Source organism: Hydrogenophaga sp. L76, assembly GCF_057654755.1.
Genome location: NZ_CM172807.1, coordinates 728,897 through 751,703, shown reverse-complemented (window position 1 = coordinate 751,703; position 22,807 = coordinate 728,897). Strand labels below are relative to the sequence as shown.

The window sequence follows — 22,807 nt, the reverse complement described above, 5'->3', positions numbered from 1 at the left end:
TCACACCCCCTTTCACACGCGCGGCGCAGCGCGGCCTGCCCGGGAGGCCACATGAACTTCCGGCCCGGCTCCCGCGATGAACCCGAGATCAACCTGATCCCGTTCATCGACATCCTGCTGGTGGTGCTGATCTTCCTGATGCTCACCACGACCTACAGCAAATTCACGCAGCTGCAGGTCAACCTGCCGGTGGCCGATGCCCAGGCGCAGCGCACCGAACCCAAAGAAGTGATCGTTTCCGTCAGCAGCGACGGTCGCTACGCGATCAACAAGGACGTGCTCGAAGGCTCGGGTGTGGAGATGCTGACCCGCGCACTCACACAAGCGTCGCAGGACAACCGCGAGGTGGTCATCGTCATCAGCGCGGACGCCGCCGCGACCCACCAGTCGGTCATCAACGTGATGGACGCCGCCCGCCGTGCCGGCCTGGTGCAGATCACCTTCGCCACCCAGCAGTCGGGCTCCCAGCGCGCGCGCAGCAAGCCCTGACCGTGCCCGCTGCCCAGCCACAGCACCTCGACAAAGGGCAGGCCCGCTGGCAGGGCATCTGGCGGACCCGCGGTCCGCTGGCCCATCTGCTCTGGCCTGTTTCGATCCTGTATGGATGGCTGACCGCCCTGCGCCGCCGGCTCTTTGCCGCCGGCGTGCTGAAGACCGTTCGCCTGCCGGTGCCGGTCATCGTGGTGGGCAATGTGGTGGTGGGCGGCGCCGGCAAGACGCCGACCGTGCTGGCCCTGCTGCAACATCTGCAACAGCGTGGCTGGCAACCAGGCGTGGTGTCACGCGGACACGGTCGCCGTGGCACTGGCGTGCTGGAAGTGCATCCCGACACGCCAGCCACCGACAGCGGCGACGAGCCCGCCCTGATCCGGCGCAGTGCTGGCGTGCCGGTGTTCGTGGCGGCCCGTCGCTCCGAGGCCGGCCAAGCCCTGCTCGCAGCGCACCCCGGGGTAGACCTGATCGTCTGCGACGATGGCCTGCAGCACCTGGCGCTGGGCCGCGACCTGTCGATAGCCGTGTTCGACGACCGCAGCACCGGCAACGGATGGTTGCTGCCCGCAGGGCTGCTGCGCGAGCCCTGGCCGCCCGGGAAGGGCAACCCCTTTCGACCGGACCTGGTGTTGAATCAGCGCAGCGAATCCCCCGCCGTGGTCCCGTCGACCTCCCCGCTGGAAAGGCCGTGCAATCTGCCCGTTTTCGAAGCCACGCGACGCCTGGCCGATCACGCCGTCGGACCGCAGGGGCAGCGCCGCCCCTTGCGCGATTTCCAGGACCAACCCGTCACGGCGCTGGCCGGCATCGCACGCCCCTCGGTTTTTTTCGACATGCTGCGCGCCCGCGGGCTCACCCTGGCAGCAACCGTGGCGCTGCCCGATCACGCAGGTCAACAGGCCTATGCAGAACTGCTGGAGCAGAGCACAGGCCCGCTGCTGTGCACCGAAAAGGATGCTGTCAAGCTGTTCGCCTGCAGGCCTGAGCCGGCCTCAGGCGATGCCCGTCAGGCCTGGGCGGTCCCACTGGAGTTGCGTCCCGAAGCGGCCTTCTTTGAGGCGCTGGACCGTCGCCTCGCGTCAATCCAGCGCATCCGCTGACCATCTGCCGACTATCATTCCCGCATGGACACCAAACTGCTTGAATTGCTGGTCTGCCCGGTCACCAAGGGCCCGCTGATCTTTGATCGTGAGAAACAGGAACTGATCTCCCGCAGTGCGCGGCTGGCCTACGCCGTGCGCGACGGTATCCCTATCCTGCTGGAGCACGAGGCCCGCCCGATCACTGAAGAAGAAGCGGCCCGCCCGCCCCGCCCTTCACCGGCCCCATGAGCCTGGACGTGGCTCCAGGTGCGTTCACCGTGCTGATTCCGGCACGGCTCGCTTCGAGCCGCCTGCCCGACAAGCCGCTGGCCGACATCGGTGGCCTGCCGATGGTGGTGCGCGTGGCGCAGCGCGCACAGCAGAGTCGCGCCAGCCGCTGTGTGGTCGCTGCAGACGACGCACGCATCGTCGCAGCCTGTGAAGCGCACGGCATCACCGCCCTGCTCACACGCACCGACCACGCGTCCGGCAGCGACCGGCTGGCCGAAGCCTGCGAACAACTGGGCCTGGCGGATGACGCCGTGGTGGTCAATGTGCAGGGTGATGAGCCGCTGATGGACCCGTCGCTGATTGATGCCGTGGCACTGGACCTCCAGCGCCGCACAGACTGCGTGATGAGCACCGCGGCGCACGCCATCGATCACATGGCCGACTTCCTCAACCCGAACGTCGTCAAGGTAGTGCTCGACCGCGCACAGACCGCGTTGTACTTCAGCCGTGCGCCCATTGCCTGGTGGCGCGATGGCATGGCCGATGCGTCCCACCGCAACACCCTGCCCTCGCCCGCGCCTTTGCGCCATATCGGCATCTACGCCTACCGCTCCGGCTTTCTGCGCCGCTTTCCGGCGCTGGAGCCCGCGCCCATGGAGCGGACCGAATCGCTGGAACAGTTGCGTGTGCTCTGGCATGGCGAACGCATCGCGGTCCATGTGAGCACGCAGGCCCCCGGGCCGGGGGTCGACACCCCCGACGATCTGGAGCGCGTGCGCGCGCTCTTTGCCCTCGGCTGACTGCTGTTTTCAGCGCTTTTTGACTTGCCCACGCTGTAAGCCAGCGTCTGGTTAGCGCGTGCTATCCTCGAACGGTCGCCCCCGGATCCCGGACCCGGGCGCTGCCGCGTGAGGTCAGCGGCCCTCCATTTGAAACTCTGAAAAAGGACAACGATGAGACTGATTCTGTTGGGCGCACCCGGCGCCGGCAAAGGCACGCAAGCCGCGTTCATCTGCCAGAAATATGGCATTCCCCAAATTTCGACCGGTGACATGCTGCGTGCCGCCGTGAAGGCGGGTACCCCGCTGGGCATGCAGGCCAAGGCCGTGATGGAATCGGGCGGACTGGTCAGCGACGATCTCATCATCAACCTGGTCAAGGAACGCATCGCTCAATCGGACTGTGCCAACGGCTTCCTGTTCGACGGCTTTCCCCGCACCATCCCTCAGGCCGACGCCATGAAGGCGGCTGGCGTGAAGCTCGACTACGTGCTGGAAATCGACGTGCCGTTCGAAGCCATCATCGAACGCATGAGCGGCCGACGCTCGCATCCGGCCTCTGGCCGCACCTACCACGTCAAGTTCAACCCGCCCAAGGTGGACGGCAAAGACGACGTGACCGGTGAACCGCTGATCCAGCGCGACGACGACAAGGAAGAAACCGTCAAGAAGCGTCTGGAGGTGTACAGCGCCCAGACGCGCCCGCTGGTGGACTATTACGGCAACTGGGCCAAAGCCGATGCCGCCGCTGCGCCGAAGTACCGCGCCATCAGCGGCATGGGCTCGGTCGATGACATCACCGCGCGCGCCTTCGAGGCCCTCTCGAAATAATCCGGCTCCGCAACCCACAGGAACCCGGCCGCCTGCCGGGTTTTTTGTGTCCGGGCGGTTCAGGCCGGACTGGACCTCAAGCCATAGGTCTTGCCGTCCAGAAAGACGTATTCGGCCCGCAGGACAGCGCCGCCCTGTTCGTCCTTGAAGGTGAAACCAACCATCGACACAGCGGCCCCGGTCCTGATTTCGGGCATCTGCCACTGGCCCAGGCGAAACAGCGGCGCGAATTCGATGTCCCAGCGCCGGTCGCGCCGCGTGGGCAGGACTGTCTTGGCCAGCAAGGCGGGTCCGTCCACATTGGCGGTCTGCGCCGGCAAGGGCCGCTGAGCAAGATCCTTCGGCAAGGCCAGGGTTTCGGGCAGTTCCAGCACCAGTTCGACATGGGGGTTGCGCCATTTCACCTCCACAGCCCGACCCTCCAGGTAGATGGGGCGGTTCTGGTCAAAGCTGCTCCAGCCGTGGTGGGCCCATGTGGCGGCGCTCAAGCCGGAAAGACCCAGCCAGGTACCGGTCTGGATGAAGAGTCGTCTGCGCATCGCTGTCTCCTTCACACGTAGCCAATCCAGCGCCCACAGGTCAGCACCGACAACCAGATGGCGGTGGAGACCCCCATGAGCGTGCGTGCGGTGCCGTCGAGCCGCTGCAGCGAGCCCCGGGCGTGAAACCAGGCGGCATTGCACGCTGCCAGCAGCAACAACAGCATCTTGGCTGTGAACACCCGATTGCCCAACAGTTCCCCGGCCTGGGTGGAAAACATCAGCAGACCCGAGGCAGCCGCCAGGCAGAAGCCCAGACCCACCAGCGTGAGACTCAGGCGGGCCAACGCAAGCACCGGCAACGCCGCACCCCAGCCGAACACCCGCAGCTCCAGCAAGATCAGGTTGCCCAGCAGCAACGCAATGCCCAGGATGTGCGCCACCTCCAGCATGGGGTAGGCCCAGGGATGGGCACCCAGCGCCTGGAACATGACTCAGTCCTCCAGCAACTCCAGCGCCAGCGCAATACGCGCCTTGACCGGTGTGAGGCTGCGGGCATCCGACAACAACTGCCCCGGATGCGTCAACAAAGGCCCATGCGCACAACGGCTGGTTCGAACCACACGCACGCCCTTGGCCTGCGCTTCCAGCAACGCGGCCTCCAGCGCATGGTGCACCGTGCCGTTCCCAGTACCGGCCACCACGATGCCTCGCACGGCTGGGCCTGGAGCTGCATCGCTACAGGACAACAGGGCGCGCACCAGCGTGCCATCGGCGTCGGCGTGGCTGGTGAGCACGACCACCGGCGGCAAAGCCTGAGCCGACTGGATGCGCTGCAATGCAACCGGGTCCCAGAACCCGGTTTCAGAGGCCAATGGCCAGGGTCGGAACAGCCTAACCCGGCCTTCTTCCACGCAACCCAGCGGTCCGGCATCACCCGAGTCGAACGCATCCACCCGGTAAGTGTGCACCTTGCTCACGTCGGCCGCGCTGTGGATCTGCCCCGCGCACACCAACACGACGCCTTGCGCCCCGGGATGGCTGGCCACAGCCAGCGCGTCGACCAGATTCTGTGGCCCGTCCGGCACCAGCGCCGTGGCCGGTCGCATCGCGCAGGTGAACACCACCGGCTTGGCCGGTCGCAGCACGGTTTGCAGGAAGAACGCGGTCTCTTCGATGGTGTCGGTGCCGTGCGTGATCACGACCGCGTCCACCTCGGGCCGGCTGAGGTGAAAGGCCAGCCGGGTGGCCAGTTGCTGCCAGAGTGCAAAGCCCATGTCCTTGCTGTCCACCTGGGCCACCTGCTCCACTTCCAGCGGCAATCCCGCCATGGACGGAATCGATGCCAGCAGGTCCTCAACACGGACCTGACCCGCCACGTACCCGACGCCATCCCCGGGTCGGATGGCCCGGCCGGCGATGGTGCCACCCGTGCCCAGAATGACGCACCGCCGGGTTTCCATTGCATCTGCCACTTGCCAAGTCTCCAAAACTGGTTAAAAATACAGCCACTGGATAAGAAAACAGCTTGTTGATCTGACCAGTCCCGGTCGCGAGTCTCACCAGAGTGAGTTCCTCCCCGCATCTTCACGAGGTCCCCATGATCGAGTCGCCGCTTTACCCGCCCAAGCTCACCGCCCGCCAGCAACAGATTCTGGAACTCATCCAGAGTGCCATTGCCCGCACCGGTTCTCCGCCAACGCGTGCGGAAATCGCCCATGAGCTGGGTTTCAAGTCCGCCAACGCAGCCGAAGAACATCTGCAGGCCCTGGCGCGCAAGGGCGCCATCGAGCTGGTGAGCGGCACCTCGCGCGGTATCCGCCTGCGCAACGAAGACCTCCAATCCATCAACGAGTCGCGGGGGCGCCAGCTTACACTGCCGCTGCCCAGCCTGTCGCAGCTGATGCTGCCCCTGATCGGGCGTGTGGCCGCCGGCTCGCCCATCCTGGCCCAGGAACACGTGGAGCAGACTTACCACGTCGAGCGCAGCCTGTTCCAGCGCACGCCCGACTACCTGCTCAAGGTGCGCGGCATGTCCATGCGGGACGTCGGCATCATGGACGGTGACCTGCTCGCCGTGCAATCCACCAAGGAAGCCAAAAACGGCCAGATCGTGGTGGCCCGCCTGGGCGACGACGTGACCGTCAAGCGCTTCATGCGGCGCCAGCATCTGATCGAACTGCATGCAGAGAACCCGGACTACAAGACCATCGTCGTCGAACCGGGAGAGCCCTTTGAAATCGAAGGCCTGGCGGTGGGGCTCATCCGCAACAGCTTCCAGCTCTGACCCTTCGGGTCTGCGTCGCCTCAGCAGGTGGCGGGCGTTTGGTCTGGTGCGTGATACACGCGCACCAGGCACATCCCTGCGCTGGCGACTTCATCCGCAATCCTGCCTGTGTTCAACCCCTTTTGGAGTTTCGCATGGGAATCCGCTTCAACACCAACACCTGGCGCGCGCCGCTGCTGCTCATCGACAGCTGGCTGCCTCCCTCATTTGAACGGGTGGGCGCCGCTCGCTCGCTTCCGAAAATCCTGCACCGCTTTGTCCGTGCCGGCTGGTTGACCCTTTCCCCAAAGAGCCCTGCGGACAGCCGCACGGGCGTCATCACCGGGCACCGGGTCACCAACCATGCCATGGTCCGAGCCTGCCATGTGCGGGTGCTGAGGACCATGGACACTTCAGGCAGTCCGCGCGCCGATGGGCGGCTGGTGATCTCCGGTCGCATCAACGATGTGTGCGCAGAGCTTGAACGCCTGGCGGCACTGGAACTCCAGTCGGAGCCCCCGCAACTGCGCGCCTGAACCCACCCGGCTGTGCCGCACGGCCGGGAACAACCAGCCGCGACAAATGGATCGCGGTGGTCCTGCGGGCACAATAGAGGCCATGAATATTGTGATCCTTGACGACTACCAGGATGTGGTCAGAAAACTGCCCTGTGCCAGCAAACTGGCACCCTATCCCGCCAAGGTTTTCACCAACACCGTCAAGGGCGTGGGCCAGCTTTCGGTCCGGCTGCGCGATACCGATGTGCTGGTTCTGATCCGCGAGCGCACCCAGATCACGCGGCAGCTTGTTGAAAAGCTGCCGCGCCTCAAACTGATCGTGCAGACGGGCCGCGTCGGGCCCCACATCGACGTCAATGCCTGCACCGAGCGCGGCATTGCGGTGGCTGAAGGCGTCAGTTCACCGATCGCCGCCGCTGAACTGACCTGGGCGCTGATCATGTCGTCCATGCGCCGGATTCCACAATACGTGGCCAGCCTCAAACACGGTGCCTGGCAACAGTCCGGGCTGAAGGCGGCATCGATGCCGGCCAACTTTGGGCTGGGCATGGTGCTGAGTGGCAAAGTGCTGGGCATCTGGAGCTACGGTCGCATCGGCAAGCTGGTCGCGTCCTATGGCCGCGCTTTCGGGATGCGCGTGATCGTCTGGGGCAGCGAGCCAACCCAGGCACAGGCGGCGGCCGACGGCTACGAGCTCGCCACCAGTCGTGAGGCGCTGTTCGAGATGTCGGATGTGCTGAGCCTGCACCTGCGGCTCGGAGAACAAAGCGCCGGCTGCGTCACGCTGGAAGACCTCTCCCTCATGAAACCGACGTCGCTGCTGGTCAATACATCGCGCGCCGAGATTCTGGAATCTGATGCCTTGCTGGCAGCGCTCAACCGGGGCCGTCCCGGCATGGCCGCCATCGACGTGTTTGAGTCCGAACCCATACTGCAGGGGCACGCCCTCCTGCGGCTGGAGAACTGCATTTGCACTCCCCACATCGGCTATGTGGAACTCGACAACTACGAGATCCTGTTTTCATCGGCCTTCGACAACGTGGTCAACTTCATCAAGGGCACGCCCACGCACATCCTGAATCCGGGCGCGTTGCAGGTTCGCCGCTGAAACGATCCATCCTCAGGCAAACAAAAAAAAAGTGCCCGGAAGAACCTTCCGGGCACTTTTTTTTGCGTGGCCTGGCAGGCTGTTCAGCCACCCTTCTTGGACGGGGCGTTGTCCTCATCCCCATCAGGCGGCATCAAGTCCAGCACTTCTAAATCGATCAGGTTGCCCTCTTCCTGAACCGAAGAGTGCGGCGATGGCACCGGCTTGGCCGTTGGCTCCACCGGTACAGAGACCTCAGGCAGTGAGGCTTCGAACGCTGAAATCTCTGACAATGCGTCCAGATCGACGTCCAGTCCCAGGCGTGGTGAGGCGGGGGGAATGTCATCCAACGGCTGAGTGACACGCCCCTCCAGCGATGCCGCGGCCACTGCGGCCGCGAGCCCTTTGTTGCCCACTGCCTTCAGTGGTTTGATCGCGGTGTGCTGGAAGTCGACCTGTGATGCACTGTCGACCATGTCGCGCTTGACCAGATCCTTGGCGATGGCATGCAGCAACAGCAGTTCCCGATATGCCTCCAGATCAAAGACCTCGGCGTCGCCTTCGTTCGCTTCGCGAAAAATCGACTGTTCAATGACATCGAGCACACGAGGCTGCGGCCAGAGCGCCTGAATGCGGCTGAACGCCGTTTCATAGGCTTCCAGGCCCTGGCTGTCGTCCGAATACTGATCAAAGGGGGGCGCGTCGGCGTTGAAGAGATGGTTGAACTCAACACGCAAGGCTTCGTATTCGGCACGGCGGTTCAGCTCGTGGTACAGCTTGAACAGGTCGAGGTAAGCCAGTGCGCTCGGTTCCTGGCTGTCGGCCAGATGTGTCGGCGCCGATCCAAATTTGAGCCACCGTGCCGACTGAATATTGAGCCAGGGGTGGAAGCCGACTTTTGTGGGGTCGGCTGTGGATAAGTGTAGGTGCTGTCCTGGTTCGGCGATCTCCTTGTTGTTGTGTTGAAGGCGCTGTGCAAGCCGCGCAGGGCGTAGCCTGTAGCGGCTTGCACAGCACGGCACTTGCTCAGAATGGGTCGGGCTCAGCCTGCGTCGAGGTATTCTTTCGCGCCTGCTCGCGGGCCTTGATACGCTTCTTGGCTGCAGCTGTGCTGCGACTGAAACGGATCGACTCGTTGCCTGTCTCCACGATGTGGCAGTGGTGAGTGAGACGGTCCAGCAGCGCGGTGGTCATCTTCGCGTCGCCGAACACGCTGGACCATTCTGCGAAGTCCAGGTTGGTCGTGATCATCACGCTGGTGTGTTCGTACAGCTTGCTCAGCAGGTGGAACAGCAACGCCCCGCCGGCCTGGCTGAACGGCAGATAGCCCAGCTCGTCCAGAATGACCAGGTCCATGCGCAGCAGGCTGGCTGCGATGCGCCCGGCCTTGCCTTGGGCCTTCTCCTGCTCCAGTGCGTTGACCAGATCGACCGTGGAGTAGAAGCGCACCCGCTTGCCGTGCCGGGTGATGCCCGAGACGCCCATGGCCGTGGCCAGATGGGTCTTGCCTGTGCCCGGCCCGCCCACCAGCACCACGTTGTGCGCCTCGTCGGTGAAGGCCGTGGTGGCCAGAGTCTCCACCAGCTTGCGGTCCACCGGCGAGACCTCGAAGTCAAAGCCCGCCATGTCGCGGTGCACCGGGAACTTCGCCGCGTGCATCTGGTGGCTGACCGAGCGCATCGCGCGGTCCGTGCCCTCGGCCTGCAACAGGTGCTCGATCAGCCAGCGCGAGGACTCGATGCCCACACCGCCTCCCTTACCACCCCCTTGCTCGACCAGATCGGCCCACGCCCCGGCCATGCCGTGCAGGCGCAGTGCCTTGAGTTCGACCAGCACATCAGTCTTCATGGCCGGCTCCTTCGGTGGTCACTCCCACAATGTTGCCCACGGTGTCCGAACGCAGGCTGTCGTAGCGAGCCGTGTTCGCCAGCGGCGGCGTGCTCACCTTCAACAGTGTGGCCGCCGTGGGCGGTATCGGCTGCGCGTTGAGCCGGTTCAGCACGTTGACCACATGCTCCACGCTGACCTTGCCCGGTGGACCGCTCTCCAGTGCCAGCTCGATGGCCACCAGCACCGCGTCCAGACCGGCGCTGAGCACAATGGCCAGCACCTGCGCCATCACCCGGTCGCCACCCGGGTTGCGCAGCAGCCCTCGGCGCAGCCGCTGCAGGGCCTCGGGCATGTCGGCAAAGGGCGCGCCGTTCCTCAGGGCACCGGGCTTCCTCTGCAGCAGCGGGATGTAGTGCTGCCAGTCGTACCGGGTCTCGCCCGCGTTGCTCAGCCGCTCGTGGCGCGCCACGATGGTGTCGTCGGCCACGATGGCCACGCTGCCCGGGTACAGCCGTGTGCTGACCAACTGGCCGACCCGTTCGCACGGCACGGAATATCGGTTGCGCGCCACCGACACCAGGCAGGTGCTGGAGACCCGCGCGGGTTTCTCGACGTAGCCGTCGAACGGCACCGGCATGGGCATGAGGTGCGCGCGCTCGTGTTCGAGCATCTCGGCCACGCTGAACTGGGTGTGCTCGGGGTGGCGCACCTCGTCCCACAGCGCGCGGCAGCGCTGGCCCAGCCAGGCGTTGAGTTCGGTGAAGCTGCCGAACTTGATCTTGGCCGCGTCGATCCAGATGCGCCGACGGCTGTCCTGCACGTTCTTCTCCACCACCCCTTTCTCCCAGCCGCTGGCCACGTTGCAGAAGTCCGGGTCGTACAGGTAGTGCGCGCACATGGTGGCAAAGCGCTCGTTGACGATGCGACCCTTGCCCTTCTTGACCTTGTCTACAGCGGTCTTCATGTTGTCGTAGATGCCGCGTCGGGCCACACCGCCGAGTGCCGCGAACGACCGGGTGTGGGCATCGAACAGCATCTCGTGGCCCTGGCTGGGGTAGGCCACCAGCCAGAAGGCCCGTGAAGCACACAGCTTCATGTGTGAGACCTGCACCCGGTAGTAGATGCCACCGATCACCATGCCTTCCTCGCTCCAGTCGAACTGGAAGGCCTCGCCCAGCTCGAAGGTCAGCGGCACGAAGGCGTTGCCCGCAGACCCCTGACCCTCGCTCTGGCGCCATGCCCGGATGAAGTCGGTCACTCGCGTGTACCCGCCCTCGTAGCCCGCGCGCCTGATCTCGGCGTACAGCGCCTTGGCCGTGCGCCGCTCGTGCTTGGGCCGACGTGCATCGGCCTTCAAGGCCTGCCTGAGTGCGTCATGGAACGCCGTGAGTTTGCTGGGCTGTTCGCCGCGCCGGTACTTCGGCGGGCCGTCCACCTCGCCGTGCAACCACTTCGCCACCGTGTTGCGCGAGAGCCCTGTCATGCGCGATATCTCGCGCTCCGATTTGTTCTTCCGGGCATGCAAATGCCGGATCCTGCCAATCATGTCCATGGTGATCACTCCTTGTCCTCTGCTGCACATAAAAACAGCAGAGTAGGTTGTTCACCTGGCTCAGTTTTGGGTCGGCACTACCCTCAAAAGTGGCTCAGTTTTCGGTCGGCGCCAACACACCAGACCGAGATGCATTCGAAGAGACTGTTTTCTCCCATGTTGGGCAGGCTCTTCTGCAGATTGGTCATGGTTCGCAAGTGCAGCGGCGTATCGAGAATGGCACGCACGGCGCGGATCATGTCTTCCTGCTCGGACGGTGAGTACTTGTCCTTTCTACACAAGGTCTGCACCAGTTCGACCAGGAACTGTTCGTTCTCCGGCGTGTTCTCGCATTGCAGGGGGTTGAACCCGGTCGGGCGCCCTTTTTCAAGTGTGAAGTAGCGACCTCCGCAAGCCCGGATAAAGATCTCCGCGCCACGATCTTTGTCAAAAAAGAAAATCGTGGGCTCGGGCTGGATTTTCTGCACCTGCGCGATCAGGAAATTGATCAGAGCCGTCTTGCCAGTGCCGGACTTGCCAATGACCATGGTGTTGGCAATGGCCTTTTCACCGAGCGAATATTCGTGAGGCTTGGTGGCGTGGAAATTGAAATGGTATGCCTGATTGTTCAGCGTTTGCAAAATGCTGACGGATGGGCCCCACGGGTTGAAATGAGGTTTTCCGGTAGCAAAGTTGTGTAATGGGCATAAACCGAGGAAATTGAGCGAACTCAGGTTTGCAATTCTCGGCCGGAAGCGCCAGTTACAAGGCAGCTGGGCATAAAACGCGGCCGGAATCGCCACATCTTCCTTGACGGTCACGAAGCTCGCGCCCGACAACTGAGCCCGCCCTTGAGAAATGTTGTTATACAACTCCTCTTGGCCCGATGCAAAGACAGCCATGTTGAAATGATATTGCCCCAGAACAAAGTTCCCGGAAGCCAGCTGATCCATCGCAAAATCCAGCTCCACAATCTGGCTCACCGCTTTGTCCTCGGATGAAAGCATCGCACCTTTGGTGCGTTCCAGCGCTTTCATGGATCCGTAACGACTCATGGGTGTGAAGGAGTGCGTGACGATGTACTCAAACTCCAGATACTTCAAGCCATTCAGAATGCCCGGCCAAGAGCTGTCTGCGTATTCCTTGATATTGAGAATCGCGCCATAGTAGTTTTCACCGTTGGCTGTGCGAATCGCAAAATCGCCACTGCCGGTTGAAAACATGTGTTTGCTCGTGGGCAGGTAGTCGTAGATCGGTGCGGGCAACACAGGTACCGGCTCATCGACGTGATTTACCAGATAACCAAAAAATTCCAGATTTTCGGAGAACACCTGTTTGTGGATGCTTTCGTACAAGCCCAGCCGGTACGGTGAATAGTCCTGCAACAGCGCCTCAACATTGCCCACCAGTTCGTAGATCTTTTCGAGGTAGGCCTTTTCCTCGCGGCGCAGGACTTCCACGTCCCTGGAAATGGCCGCAAATCGCTTTCCACTGACCACTGGACGGTAAATCATCGTCAGATACAGCTCGTTCTGCATCAGGCGTTTGCTGGACAAGCGCTCCATGTAGCTCTCGTGAAGTGCCTGACTGAACCGGTGTGGGAAGCTGGCCTCGGCCTTGATCGGCCGGCGCCGACGCACGTCGTGCGCCCAGAAAGCGATGTTCTCGAAATCCGGGGCGCGCAGGCTTTGCAACAGACTGTTGAACGTCTTGTGACGGTGCTCCAGCTCCCAGTCCTCCCGGCCCACGAACGGAAACCCGCTCAGGAGCCAGGTGATCATGTAGTCCCCCTCTCGCGACTTCACCACGTGGGTATCCACGTGGGTGCTGAAGGGGATGAAATTGCTGTAGTCAGCGTCGGGAGAAAACATATCTGGGTTTGATTCAACTACAAATGAATTTGATCATGATGGCCACAGCGTTTCAGTCCTCATAGCCACGCACTTTGGCTGCATTCTTGGAATACTTTGATGGTCCGAATACCCAGGCACCAATATTTTCCTGTTGATTTTTTGGAGAAAACCTAAAAGCCAGATTCAACCCGATCAGGCGAAAAATCATTTCATCCTTTTTCGTCATGAAACGCATGATGAAAATACTGATGGGAATCAACAACAAAAGATACAATGAAAAATACATGGACAATAAAAGCGGAAACCCTGCACCCACGAGAAATGGCACATACGGAACGCCCAAAATCATCGCAGGGCGGGTGCACCCCCGGAACAAGACATCTTTTTTCAAATCAAATCCAATAAGTGCTTGCTCAAGGAATATGCAACCAAAAATCAGCAAGCAGTTGCACCACCAGTCCACCCCGCGGTAAACCAACCGGCGATAGCTGCCGCTCCACCGATCAAAAGGCCGCCAATAAGGACGGGGGCAACATCGGAAAGTCGTTTGTGAGCGAACGCAATTTGATACCCGGCAAACACAATCGCAACGGTAACCACCAACACCGAAACGGCCTTCAACAAGGTTTCAAAGTTTTGAAAAAACAGCACCACGTTGTCACAAGCCCCCTTAAAGCCACCGGTGCCACCCGGAGCCGCCTGCGCATACACATCAGCGGAAAGCATCATCACCACGAAAAAAAACACCAGCGAAAGCACTGTTTTGCTTTCGATTTCCTGTTGGTTAAATTTCCAATTCACGGTTTACTCCTGATTAAAAAACGAAAGACTTGTCTGAAGATGATGGTTTGCTCTGCAACCCGGGACTGACGTCACCGACCCGTGAGGGACCGTCAACAGCGTTTTCAGGTTTCCCTGAAGACTCGGAGGCGTGCAACAAGCTGCCGCCTTTTCGGGGGGCCACGGCGTTGGTTGCACTGAATTTTTGAGGCTTGCTTGTGCCACCCGCTCCAGGTGCCAAAGGGACATTCAAATCGGGCAATGGAAGTTGTTCTGCGGGCAAGCTCGCACTGGCGGACGGCAGCAATCGCGTTTGGTAGGGATCGCCATTGACGCCCACCAATTGGGTCGGGATGTTGTTCAGGCCGCCCGATGACGGCTTTGTCGCGCCCACCATGACGGCGCCCTGTCCAGGGACGGGTATGGCAGGACGGCTTTCTGCTGTTTCGATGCCGGTGCCGCTGGTTGGCAATCGCTGCGAGGGCGCCTGGGCGTTGGCCAGCGCCGCCGCCGTCACGGACAACGGCGTCGAAGGCTGGTATTTGCGGATGTTGTACGGCTCTGGATAAACAGTTGTGAACGGCTGTCAGTTTCCGCGTAAATCTGGTGTCGGGAGCAAGCCAGACGCGTTCACCCGCTTCAGTCAGCTGAATGCCTTGAACTTCCTTTGAGTTGAATGGGGGGTGCCCGTTCTGCAGGGCACTGAGGTGTGCCGGGGGGGGGGCGTGCCTGCTTTGGCCGTGGCATGGCGGGCATGAGTCAGCGCAGGGGTATGGCGCAGCGCTGGTGTTTTGCGTTACATATCGCCTACCCGTGTAAGAAGCAGGCGCGACAGTGACAGTCACTTTCCGGTAAACCCACTGTCGCGCCCCGAGACCCACCGCTTTGGAGGGCGCCGTTGCCGCTGTCAGTATTTCACGAAGCGGGCGTGGCTGTCCATAGCATGGGCTCACGCATGGGAATGGAGCGCCCATGCCCACTGCCCAGCCCGCGCCGTCACCACCGCCCAGACGCTTTGTGTGCGCCCTGTGCCGCTGCCCTGTGCTCATCTGCAGCCACTGCGACCGCGGCCAGCGCTACTGCAGCGCGGCCTGCTCGCACCAGGCCAGAAGTGGCGCCCAGCGCGCAGCCGGCAAACGCTACCAGGACAGCCGCAAGGGCCGTCACGCTCACGCCAGACGCCAGGGGCAATGGAGGGCGCGCCAGCAAACAGTGACGCATCAGGGTAGCCCACCACCGCCCTGCACTGATGTACTCCCACCCGGCGAAACAACCGCTCTGATCCCAGACGCAAGTCAACGCTGCAAGTGCCAGTTTTGCGGCCGTTCGGTCTCGAATTTTGTACGCCTGGACTATTTGCGTTGCCGCTTTCGTCGCCCATCGAAACCATCCGTATGGAGTACCGACTCACATGGCCATTTCACCTGAACTCACGGCGCAGATCCTGCGCTACCACCACGCCGAGCACTGGCCGGTGGGAACGATCTCGTCCCAGCTGGGCGTGCACCGCGAGACCGTCATGCGCGTGCTCACCCAGGCCGGCGCCGCCCCCATAGTGCCCGCACAACGCACCTCGGGCGTGAGCCCCTACCTGCCCTTTATTGAAGAGACCCTGAAGCAGTTCCCCAACCTCACGGCCAGCCGGTTGCACACCATGGTCGCCGAGCGCGGTTACGAGGGACGCCCCGACCACTTTCGCCACATCGTCGCCAGGCACCGTCCACGCCCCCCAGCACAGGCCTACTTGCGCCTGCGCACCTTGCCCGGTGAACAGGGGCAATGCGACTGGGGCCACTTCGGCCACATCCAGATCGGGCAAGCCAGGCGACCCCTGATGGCCTTTGTGATGGTCCTGTCCTGGTCCAGACGCATCTTCCTGCGCTTCTTCCTGGGCGCGCACATGGAGAACTTCCTGCGCGGCCACGTCCAGGCCTTTGAATCCTGGGAGTCCGTTCCCAGGGTCGTCTTGTACGACAACCTCAAGAGCGCGGTGCTCGAACGCAGGGGGCAGGCCATCCGCTTCAATCCCACCTTGCTGGCACTCTCGGCGCACTACCGCTTCGAGGCCAGGCCCGTGGCCCCGGCCCGGGGCAATGAGAAGGGCCGCGTGGAGCGGGCCATCCGCTACATCCGCACGGCCTTCTTCGAGGGACGCACCTTTGACGGCCTCGACGATCTCAATGCCCAGGCCGATGCCTGGGTGAACGGGGCAGCCAGCGCTCGGCGCTGCCCCGAGGACTCCCAGCTGTCGGTGCAGCAGGCCTTTGACCAAGAGAAGGCGCACCTGATGGACATCCCGGTCACACCGTTTTGTTGCGATGAGATCCGCGGCGTGACAGCGGCCAAGACACCCTATGTTCGCTTTGACCTGAACGACTATTCCATCCCCCACACCCACGTACAGCGCAGCCTGAGCGTGCACGCCAGCCTGCATGAGGTGCGTATTCTGGACGGCCAGCAGGCACTGGCCACGCACCCGCGTTGCTGGGACAAGGCTCAGCAGATCGAGATCGAGGCCCATGTGCAGGAACTGGTGCAGCACAAGCGAGCCGCGCGAGCCCATCGCGACACGGACCGCCTGGTGCACGCGCTGCCTCAGGTGCAGGATTTGCTGACAGAGGCGGCCAAGCGGGGTGAGCCGCTGGGACGCATCGCCCGTGAGTTGCAGGAACTCCTGGATGTGCATGGACGCACGCAGATGACGGCCGCCGTCGCCGATGCCATGAGCCGCGGTGTGCCGCACCCCCATGCGGTTCGTCTGGCGCTGCAACACCAACGCCAACGCCAGCGCCAGCAGCAAACCCCGCCCCCGCTGGGCGTGGCCCTGTCCGCGCAGGTGCGCGCGCGCGACATCGCCGTGCGCCCCCACAGCCTGGACAGCTATGACCGTCTCACGCAGGAGAGTGACGATGCCAGCAACTGATTCGGCCACACTCAAACACCGCGCCCAGGCGTTGCAACTGCACGGGGTGCTGGCCAACTGGAGTACCTGCTGCACCGAACCCTGGGTGGGCACATTGCTGGACTGGGAAGAGCAGGAGAGAACCCGCCGATCCATGGAGCGGCGCCTGCACAGTGCGCGCATCGGGCGCTTCAAGCCCTTGGTGGATTACGACTGGCGCTGGCCCGAGCAGATTGACCAGGCCAGCGTGAGCGAGCTGATGACGCTGCAGTTCCTGCAAAACGCCAGCAACGCCATCCTGGTGGGGCCCTCCGGGGTCGGCAAGACCACGATCGCGCAGAACATTGCGCACCAGGCGGTGTTGCAGGGACACACCGTCCTGTTCACCACCGCCGGCAAGCTGCTGGGCGAGCTGGCCAGTCTGGACAGCGATTCGGCACTGCGCACCCGGCTGCGCCACTACGCCAGGCCAGAGCTCCTGGCCATTGATGAGGTCGGGTATCTGTCGTATTCCAGCCGCTATGCCGATCTGCTGTTCGAGTTGATCAGCCGGCGCCACGAGCACAAGAGCACGCTGATCACCACGAACAAATCGTTTGCCGAGTGGGGTGAAGTGTTCCCCAACGCGGCCTGCGTGGTCGCACTCGTGGACCGCCTGGTCCACCACGCCGAAATTGTCGGTATCAAGGGCCAGTCGTACCGGCACAAGGAGGCACAAGAACGCGCCCGGGCGCGCACCGCAAAGCGCAAACCGTCGAAGGAAACAGCATGAAGCCGTGGCACCCGCCTTCAGGACTGCACCATGGGCTGCCCTTCACGGTGGACGACACCTGGACACCAGAGCAGGCCTTGGCGGTGATGGAGTTGCTTGATGATCTGCGCGATCGCGTCTGGACCCATTACGGCCGGGTCATCCAGAACCTGCTGCGCGAGCAGCGCGTGACACAGTGAATCGCTGGACGACTTTGACCCGGAGTTGCCGTTCTGAACAACGACGAATCTCCCACGCCAACAGCAAGGGCCCCTGACGGGGCCCTTGCTGTTGGTGGCGCACTCAGCACCGAAAGCCGCCACCAGAATCCGCCGCCACAAATGACCACCGGATTCCGTCACCATTTACCGCCGCCAGATTTACGCGGGTTTAGATCGCCGCTAACAACAGTGGCCTGCCCGGAGACTGCTGCGGTTGCCGCACTTGCGCTGCCCAGGGGCACGTTGTCGTCCCGGGCTGGTTTTCGCGGGTTGTTGCTGTAGGGAATGATCCTGACCGGTTCGGCTTGTGCCACAAGGGCAAACTGAACCTTGCGCATGGACGCAAAGATCTTCTGTACGTAGCCGTGTTCAAACCCGGTAGCGAAGTTGCCTGAGTAGTAGCAGCTGAACGCCTTGCCCCAGTCCTGGGCGCGGTCATAGCACTCGCGGAGAATGCGGGAACCCGCCTTGAGGTTCGAGCAAACATCGAACGCTTCAGCGTAGGTATTCAAGCCGTATTTCGCCAGGTTGTAGCGATTGACCTGAGCAATACCGACCGAGAAGTTGTAGCCTTCTTCTTTCAGCTGCCGAACCGCCGCCAGTGCCTCTACAAGGCTTTTGGGCTGACTGGCAAGATACCCACCCACGACGCCGATGGCGAAAGGATTGCGTGACGACTCCACGTGGACCACGTGCAGCATCACTTCATGGGGTACCGACAGATCGGGGCAATCCAGCATGGGAACCAGCAACGGCAACGCACCGCGCCCTGAATCAGCGCACTGCCGCGCAGGTGTCGGCAATGATGACCAGAGCGAACGCCGGGGTGCGGCCGTTTCCTCCTGAAATCAGTTTTATTGCTGGTTATTGTAACTTGTGTATTATAACAATCCGATCAACAAGAAAAATTCAGACACTTTAGTTGTATCATTTTGTAAACTACAACTTGAGGATGATTCAGAAAAGCGGTGCTTTTGAGGCCTGCATGGCGGCCCACACCGCCAACACATCGCCGGTTTCCCGCACATCGTGTACTCGAACCACACGTCCTCCCCTGTCCACGGCCAACAAGGCCGCCGCCACGCTGGCCGACACGCGCTCGGCAGGCACGTCTCGCCCGGTGACCGCACCCAGCGAGGACTTGCGCGACCAGCCGGCCAGCAGGGGGTAGCCCTCGACGAGCAACGCCTGCTGGCGTGCGAGCAGGCTGAAGTTTTGCTCGACAGTCTTGCCAAATCCGATGCCGGGATCGAGAACGATGCGCTCGGCAGCCACATTCAGGGTGCGCAGTGCATCCACACGTTGCCGCAGGAAGGCCACCACCAGCGGCACCACATCCCCCTGCATGGGCGCGACCTGCATGGTCTGCGGATCGCGGTGCATGTGCATCAGGCACACGCCACAGCGCGGGTGCGATGCGACCACCTTCAAAGCATCGCCCTGACGCAGCGCCCAGATGTCGTTGATGATGTCGGCCCCTTCGTCCAGAACTGCCCGCATGACCTCGGGTTTGTAGGTGTCCACGGACAATGGCACTCCAAGCTTCGCAGCTTCGCGAACCACGGGCAACACGCGCGCCAGTTCCTCATCCAGTGGCACCGCCGGGCTGCCCGGTCGGGTGGATTCGCCACCGATGTCGAGGATGTGCGCCCCATCTTTCAGCAACTGCTCGCAGTGCGCCAGCGCGGCTCGCGTGCCGGCATGTTGGCCGCCGTCTGAAAAGGAGTCAGGCGTGACGTTGACGATGCCCATGATCTTGGGCTGGGTCAGGTCGATGTCGAAACGGGAAGTTTGCCAGTGCATGAATGGGACCCGGAAAAAGCAACGGGGCCAGAGGCCCCGTTAGGTGAATGCAGGTGACGACCTGCGATATCAGGCCGCTGTTGGCGCCGGATCGGTGTTCACAGCGGGTGTTCCACCACTGCCACCACCACCCCCCACCGAGGGATTGCGCGGCGTCCAGTCCTTGGGTGGACGGGGCGGCTTGCCGGCCATGATGTCGTCGAGTTGGTCGGCGTCGATGGTTTCCCACTCCAGCAGGGCCTTGGCCATGGCGTGCATCTTGTCGCTGTTTTCTTCGATCAGGTCACGCGCCAGTTTGTATTGCTGGTCGATGATGCGGCGCACCTCGGCGTCCACCTTCTGCATCGTCGACTCGCTCATGTTGGTCGTTTTGGTCACCGAGCGACCCAGAAACACCTCGCCTTCATTTTCGGCATACACCATGGGACCCAGCGCATCGGTCATGCCATAGCGCATAACCATGTCGCGCGCGATCGTGGTGGCGCGCTCGAAGTCGTTGGAAGCGCCGGTCGTCATCTGGTGCATGAACACCTCTTCGGCGATGCGGCCACCAAAGAGCATGCTGATCTGGTTCAGCATGTAGTCCTTGTCGTAGCTGTAGCGGTCCTGTGCCGGCAGGCTCATGGTCACACCCAGGGCGCGGCCGCGCGGGATGATGGTGACCTTGTGCACCGGGTCGCACTTGGGCAGCAGCTTGCCGATCAGCGCGTGGCCCGACTCGTGGTAGGCCGTGTTGCGACGCTCTTCCTCGGGCATCACCATGCTCTTGCGCTCAGGGCCCATGAAGATCTTGTCCTTGGCCTTCTCGAAGTCCTGCATCTCGACCACACGGGCATTGCGGCGTGCGGCCATCAGGGCGGCTTCGTTGCAGAGGTTGGCCAGGTCGGCACCACTCATGCCAGGCGTGCCCCGTGCGATGACGCTCGGATTCACGTCTGTACCCAAAGGCACCTTGCGCATGTGCACGTGAAGGATCTGTTCGCGGCCGCGGATATCGGGCAGCGTGACATACACCTGACGGTCAAAACGGCCCGGGCGCAGCAAGGCAGCGTCCAGGATGTCGGGGCGGTTCGTGGCAGCCACCACGATCACACCCAGGTTGGTCTCGAAACCATCCATCTCGACCAGCATCTGGTTCAGGGTCTGCTCGCGCTCGTCGTTACCACCGCCCAAGCCGGCGCCACGCTGGCGGCCGACCGCGTCGATTTCGTCGATGAAGATGATGCAGGGAGCGTTCTTCTTGGCGTTTTCGAACATGTCGCGCACGCGGGCCGCGCCCACGCCAACGAACATTTCCACGAAGTCGGAACCCGAGATGCTGAAGAACGGCACCTTGGCTTCGCCTGCAATGCCCTTGGCCAGCAGCGTCTTGCCAGTGCCCGGAGGGCCGACCAGCAACAGGCCGCGCGGAATGCGTCCACCCAGTTTCTGGAACTTGGCAGGGTCTTTCAGGAAGTCCACGACTTCCTTAACCTCTTCCTTGGCCTCGTCGCAGCCAGCGACATCGGCAAAGGTCACGGTGTTGTTGTTCTCGTCCAGCATGCGGGCCTTGCTTTTGCCGAAGCTGAATGCCCCGCCTTTGCCGCCACCCTGCATCTGCCGCATGAAGTAGATCCAGACGCCGATCAGCAGCAGCATCGGGCCCCAGCTGACCAGCAAGGTCATGAGCAGCGAGCCTTCTTCGCGCGGACGCACGTCGAATTTCACGTTGTTGTTGATCAGGTCGCCCACCAGTCCGCGGTCCAGATAGGTCGCGGTGGTGCGGATGCGACGGTCGTCCTGGGTAACGGCCACGATCTCCGTGCCGCCCTGACCTTCCTGGATGGTGGCGCTCTTGATGCGCTGGGCCTTGACCTCATCGAGGAACTCGGAGTACCCCATGTAGCCGGCGCTCGCGGTCGCGCGACCGTCGAACTGCTTGAAGACGGTGAAAAGCACCATGGCGATAACCATCCACACGGCGATTTTCGAGAACCACTGGTTGTTCAAGTGCAGCTCCTGGCTAGAACATTGTCGTAAATACGCATATTGAGCCCATTTTAGGACTTTCAAGAAGACCTGCCATTGACAAATGACTTGGTCATGTCAATCGCATGGTTGGATTTTTTGTATCCGCGCGGTGTCTTCAGGTGCGCACCTGAGGTTTCAGACCCAGACCCACCAGAAAGGTTTCAGAAGATTTATCGCGGGAAGCTTTGGGCTTGATGGCCTTCACCACGCGAAAGGTCTGGCGAAACAGGGCGACTGTGGGGTCGTAGGCCCCGCCATGGAAGAGTTTGACCACCAGCGCGCCGTCGGGTTTGAGGTGATGCACGCTGAAATCCACCGCCAGTTCGATCAGGTCGGTGATGCGCGCGGCATCGGACAATCCGATGCCCGACAGATTGGGCGCCATGTCGGAAACCACCACATCCACAGCCTCCACGCCCCGGTCGATCAAGGCCTGCTCCAGCGACGCCAGCACCTCGGGTTCGCGGAAGTCGCCCAGGATGAAATGAACGCCTTCCACCGCATCCATGGGCAACATGTCGAGCGCGATGATCTGACCATGGAGTTCGCCCACCGCTGCACCCTGCGGGCTCAGGCGGCGCCGCACGTACTGGCTCCAGGCGCCTGGCGCCGAGCCCAGGTCGACCACGCAGTGGCCGGGGTGGATCAGGCTCAGGGTTTCGTCAATTTCCTTGAGCTTGTAGGCGGCCCGCGCGCGGTAGCCGTCTCTTTTCGCCAGCTTCACATAAGGATCGTTGACGTGCTGGTTGAGCCAGGCCTTGTTGACCTTCTTGCTCTGGGTCTTGACTTTCATGCCCATAAAGGTCTTTTCAGTTCTGTGTAAACGATAATTGTCCCATGCCCCAGATCACACTCACTCCCGCCCAGCGCAAAGTCCACCGCGCTGATGCCCACCACCTCGATCCCGTCGTCCTCGTTGGCGGCGATGGACTGAGCCCGTCCGTCAAGAAAGAAATCGACAACGCCCTGAAGGCCCACGGCCTGATCAAGGTGCGCGTGTTCAGCGACGACCGTGCCGCGCGAGAGCTCATGCTCAAAACGCTGGCCGACGAACTCGACGCCGCACCGATCCAGCACATCGGCAAACTGCTGGTGCTGTGGCGCCCGATGCCCGAGAAAGAAAAAACGACGGACGAAGAGCGCATGCCGGGACCGCGCGACGTCAAGGTGCTCAAGTTCAGCAAACGGGGCGGTCAGCGTCCCGAAGTCAAGGTGGTGCGCGTCCTGGGCAACCAGCGCCTCACACCCGGCGGCCAGGTCAAGCGCGCCAAGGTCATGAAGAAGAGCATCAAGAAGAGCGCCCAGTGAGCCGATGCCCGGCCACCAGCGGCTTGAACTTCCCTTGTCGCGCACCATCTGAG

The 22,807-nt window shown here is 62.3% G+C and carries 25 protein-coding genes; 12 read left to right on the top strand and 13 right to left on the bottom strand.

What is annotated here, in order from left to right; genetic code table 11:
* The first annotated feature begins 51 nt into the window (after nt 1–51).
* The 5 genes from AC23D4_RS03555 to adk all read left to right on the top strand — a co-directional run bounded on the left by AC23D4_RS03555 (nt 52) and on the right by adk (nt 3,415).
* On the top strand, nt 52–489 hold the full coding sequence (locus tag AC23D4_RS03555; protein ID WP_472887992.1) for an ExbD/TolR family protein: 438 nt from the start codon (nt 52–54) through the stop codon (nt 487–489).
* A gap of 2 nt (nt 490–491) precedes the next feature.
* The gene (lpxK, locus tag AC23D4_RS03550) at nt 492–1,592 is read left to right on the top strand and encodes a tetraacyldisaccharide 4'-kinase (RefSeq protein WP_472887993.1); all 1,101 of its coding nucleotides are present in this window, start codon (nt 492–494) and stop codon (nt 1,590–1,592) included.
* Between the two features lie 24 nt (nt 1,593–1,616).
* A complete protein-coding gene (locus tag AC23D4_RS03545) occupies nt 1,617–1,823 on the top strand; it encodes a Trm112 family protein (protein ID WP_305362738.1) in 207 nt (68 codons plus the stop codon).
* Complete coding sequence (gene kdsB / locus AC23D4_RS03540; protein ID WP_472887994.1) at nt 1,820–2,605, top strand: 3-deoxy-manno-octulosonate cytidylyltransferase; 786 nt, start codon at nt 1,820–1,822, stop codon at nt 2,603–2,605. The genes AC23D4_RS03545 and kdsB overlap by 4 nt, the downstream gene beginning before the upstream one ends.
* Before the next feature lie 153 nt (nt 2,606–2,758).
* Nucleotides 2,759–3,415, top strand: a complete 657-nt coding sequence (adk, locus tag AC23D4_RS03535; RefSeq protein WP_472887995.1) for an adenylate kinase — start codon at nt 2,759–2,761, stop codon at nt 3,413–3,415.
* A 59-nt stretch (nt 3,416–3,474) separates the two neighbouring features.
* Here adk and AC23D4_RS03530 read toward each other — a convergent pair whose 3' ends face one another.
* Genes AC23D4_RS03530 through AC23D4_RS03520 form a run of 3 tightly spaced genes read right to left on the bottom strand, consistent with a single transcriptional unit; the run spans nt 3,475 to nt 5,357 of the window.
* Complete coding sequence (locus AC23D4_RS03530) at nt 3,475–3,954, bottom strand: DUF6152 family protein (RefSeq protein WP_472887996.1); 480 nt, start codon at nt 3,952–3,954, stop codon at nt 3,475–3,477.
* An 11-nt stretch (nt 3,955–3,965) separates the two neighbouring features.
* Nucleotides 3,966–4,385, bottom strand: a complete 420-nt coding sequence (locus tag AC23D4_RS03525; RefSeq protein ID WP_472887997.1) for a hypothetical protein — start codon at nt 4,383–4,385, stop codon at nt 3,966–3,968.
* 3 nt (nt 4,386–4,388) lie between these two features.
* The gene (locus AC23D4_RS03520; protein ID WP_472888010.1) at nt 4,389–5,357 is read right to left on the bottom strand and encodes an asparaginase; all 969 of its coding nucleotides are present in this window, start codon (nt 5,355–5,357) and stop codon (nt 4,389–4,391) included.
* Nucleotides 5,358–5,494: 137 nt separating this feature from the next.
* Between AC23D4_RS03520 and lexA the strand changes: the two genes are divergently transcribed.
* From lexA to AC23D4_RS03505, 3 genes are all read left to right on the top strand, one after another.
* Nucleotides 5,495–6,181, top strand: a complete 687-nt coding sequence (gene lexA, locus AC23D4_RS03515; RefSeq protein WP_472887998.1) for a transcriptional repressor LexA — start codon at nt 5,495–5,497, stop codon at nt 6,179–6,181.
* Nucleotides 6,182–6,315: 134 nt separating this feature from the next.
* Nucleotides 6,316–6,696: a hypothetical protein gene (locus AC23D4_RS03510; RefSeq protein WP_472887999.1), complete on the top strand. Its 381-nt coding sequence runs from the start codon at nt 6,316–6,318 to the stop codon at nt 6,694–6,696.
* A gap of 82 nt (nt 6,697–6,778) precedes the next feature.
* Entirely contained in the window at nt 6,779–7,786 is a 1,008-nt protein-coding gene (locus tag AC23D4_RS03505; protein WP_472888000.1) for a D-2-hydroxyacid dehydrogenase family protein, read from the top strand.
* Nucleotides 7,787–7,869: 83 nt separating this feature from the next.
* Here AC23D4_RS03505 and AC23D4_RS03500 read toward each other — a convergent pair whose 3' ends face one another.
* The 6 genes from AC23D4_RS03500 to AC23D4_RS03475 all read right to left on the bottom strand — a co-directional run bounded on the left by AC23D4_RS03500 (nt 7,870) and on the right by AC23D4_RS03475 (nt 13,780).
* Nucleotides 7,870–8,787, bottom strand: coding sequence for a hypothetical protein (locus tag AC23D4_RS03500; RefSeq protein ID WP_472888001.1), 918 nt, complete (start codon nt 8,785–8,787; stop codon nt 7,870–7,872).
* Between the two features lie 4 nt (nt 8,788–8,791).
* Nucleotides 8,792–9,613 (bottom strand): IS21-like element ISThsp19 family helper ATPase IstB, encoded by an 822-nt coding sequence (gene istB / locus AC23D4_RS03495; protein WP_487623626.1) that lies wholly within the window; start codon nt 9,611–9,613, stop codon nt 8,792–8,794.
* Complete coding sequence (istA, locus tag AC23D4_RS03490) at nt 9,603–11,147, bottom strand: IS21 family transposase (RefSeq protein ID WP_487623627.1); 1,545 nt, start codon at nt 11,145–11,147, stop codon at nt 9,603–9,605. The genes istB (AC23D4_RS03495) and istA (AC23D4_RS03490) overlap by 11 nt, the downstream gene beginning before the upstream one ends.
* Before the next feature lie 83 nt (nt 11,148–11,230).
* The gene (locus AC23D4_RS03485; RefSeq protein ID WP_472890607.1) at nt 11,231–12,907 is read right to left on the bottom strand and encodes a VirB4 family type IV secretion/conjugal transfer ATPase; all 1,677 of its coding nucleotides are present in this window, start codon (nt 12,905–12,907) and stop codon (nt 11,231–11,233) included.
* Nucleotides 12,908–13,049: 142 nt separating this feature from the next.
* Complete coding sequence (locus AC23D4_RS03480) at nt 13,050–13,421, bottom strand: VirB3 family type IV secretion system protein (protein ID WP_472890606.1); 372 nt, start codon at nt 13,419–13,421, stop codon at nt 13,050–13,052.
* Nucleotides 13,415–13,780, bottom strand: a complete 366-nt coding sequence (locus AC23D4_RS03475; protein WP_472890605.1) for a TrbC/VirB2 family protein — start codon at nt 13,778–13,780, stop codon at nt 13,415–13,417. Before AC23D4_RS03475 ends, AC23D4_RS03480 begins: the two co-directional genes overlap by 7 nt.
* Before the next feature lie 1,390 nt (nt 13,781–15,170).
* Here AC23D4_RS03475 and istA (AC23D4_RS03470) point away from each other — a divergent pair.
* The 3 genes from istA (AC23D4_RS03470) to AC23D4_RS03460 are packed head-to-tail and all read left to right on the top strand — an operon-like array spanning nt 15,171 to nt 17,612.
* Complete coding sequence (gene istA / locus AC23D4_RS03470; RefSeq protein WP_472890610.1) at nt 15,171–16,682, top strand: IS21 family transposase; 1,512 nt, start codon at nt 15,171–15,173, stop codon at nt 16,680–16,682.
* Entirely contained in the window at nt 16,669–17,433 is a 765-nt protein-coding gene (gene istB, locus AC23D4_RS03465; RefSeq protein ID WP_472888557.1) for an IS21-like element helper ATPase IstB, read from the top strand. Before istA (AC23D4_RS03470) ends, istB (AC23D4_RS03465) begins: the two co-directional genes overlap by 14 nt.
* Nucleotides 17,430–17,612, top strand: coding sequence for a hypothetical protein (locus AC23D4_RS03460; RefSeq protein ID WP_305335885.1), 183 nt, complete (start codon nt 17,430–17,432; stop codon nt 17,610–17,612). The genes istB (AC23D4_RS03465) and AC23D4_RS03460 overlap by 4 nt, the downstream gene beginning before the upstream one ends.
* A gap of 158 nt (nt 17,613–17,770) precedes the next feature.
* On the opposite strand, the gene AC23D4_RS03455 is transcribed toward AC23D4_RS03460, so the two are convergent.
* The 4 genes from AC23D4_RS03455 to AC23D4_RS03440 all read right to left on the bottom strand — a co-directional run bounded on the left by AC23D4_RS03455 (nt 17,771) and on the right by AC23D4_RS03440 (nt 22,239).
* Nucleotides 17,771–18,373 carry a lytic transglycosylase domain-containing protein gene (locus AC23D4_RS03455; RefSeq protein WP_472887118.1) on the bottom strand — a complete coding sequence of 201 codons (603 nt, stop codon included), beginning with the start codon at nt 18,371–18,373 and terminating at the stop codon, nt 17,771–17,773.
* Between the two features lie 217 nt (nt 18,374–18,590).
* Nucleotides 18,591–19,436: a dihydropteroate synthase gene (gene folP / locus AC23D4_RS03450; protein WP_472887119.1), complete on the bottom strand. Its 846-nt coding sequence runs from the start codon at nt 19,434–19,436 to the stop codon at nt 18,591–18,593.
* Between the two features lie 69 nt (nt 19,437–19,505).
* Nucleotides 19,506–21,425, bottom strand: coding sequence for an ATP-dependent zinc metalloprotease FtsH (ftsH, locus tag AC23D4_RS03445; RefSeq protein ID WP_472887120.1), 1,920 nt, complete (start codon nt 21,423–21,425; stop codon nt 19,506–19,508).
* 136 nt (nt 21,426–21,561) lie between these two features.
* Nucleotides 21,562–22,239, bottom strand: a complete 678-nt coding sequence (locus tag AC23D4_RS03440; RefSeq protein WP_472887121.1) for an RlmE family RNA methyltransferase — start codon at nt 22,237–22,239, stop codon at nt 21,562–21,564.
* A 44-nt stretch (nt 22,240–22,283) separates the two neighbouring features.
* On the opposite strand from AC23D4_RS03440, the gene AC23D4_RS03435 reads away from it, so the two are divergent.
* Nucleotides 22,284–22,754 (top strand): YhbY family RNA-binding protein, encoded by a 471-nt coding sequence (locus AC23D4_RS03435; RefSeq protein WP_226462021.1) that lies wholly within the window; start codon nt 22,284–22,286, stop codon nt 22,752–22,754.
* Nucleotides 22,755–22,807: the final 53 nt, after the last annotated feature.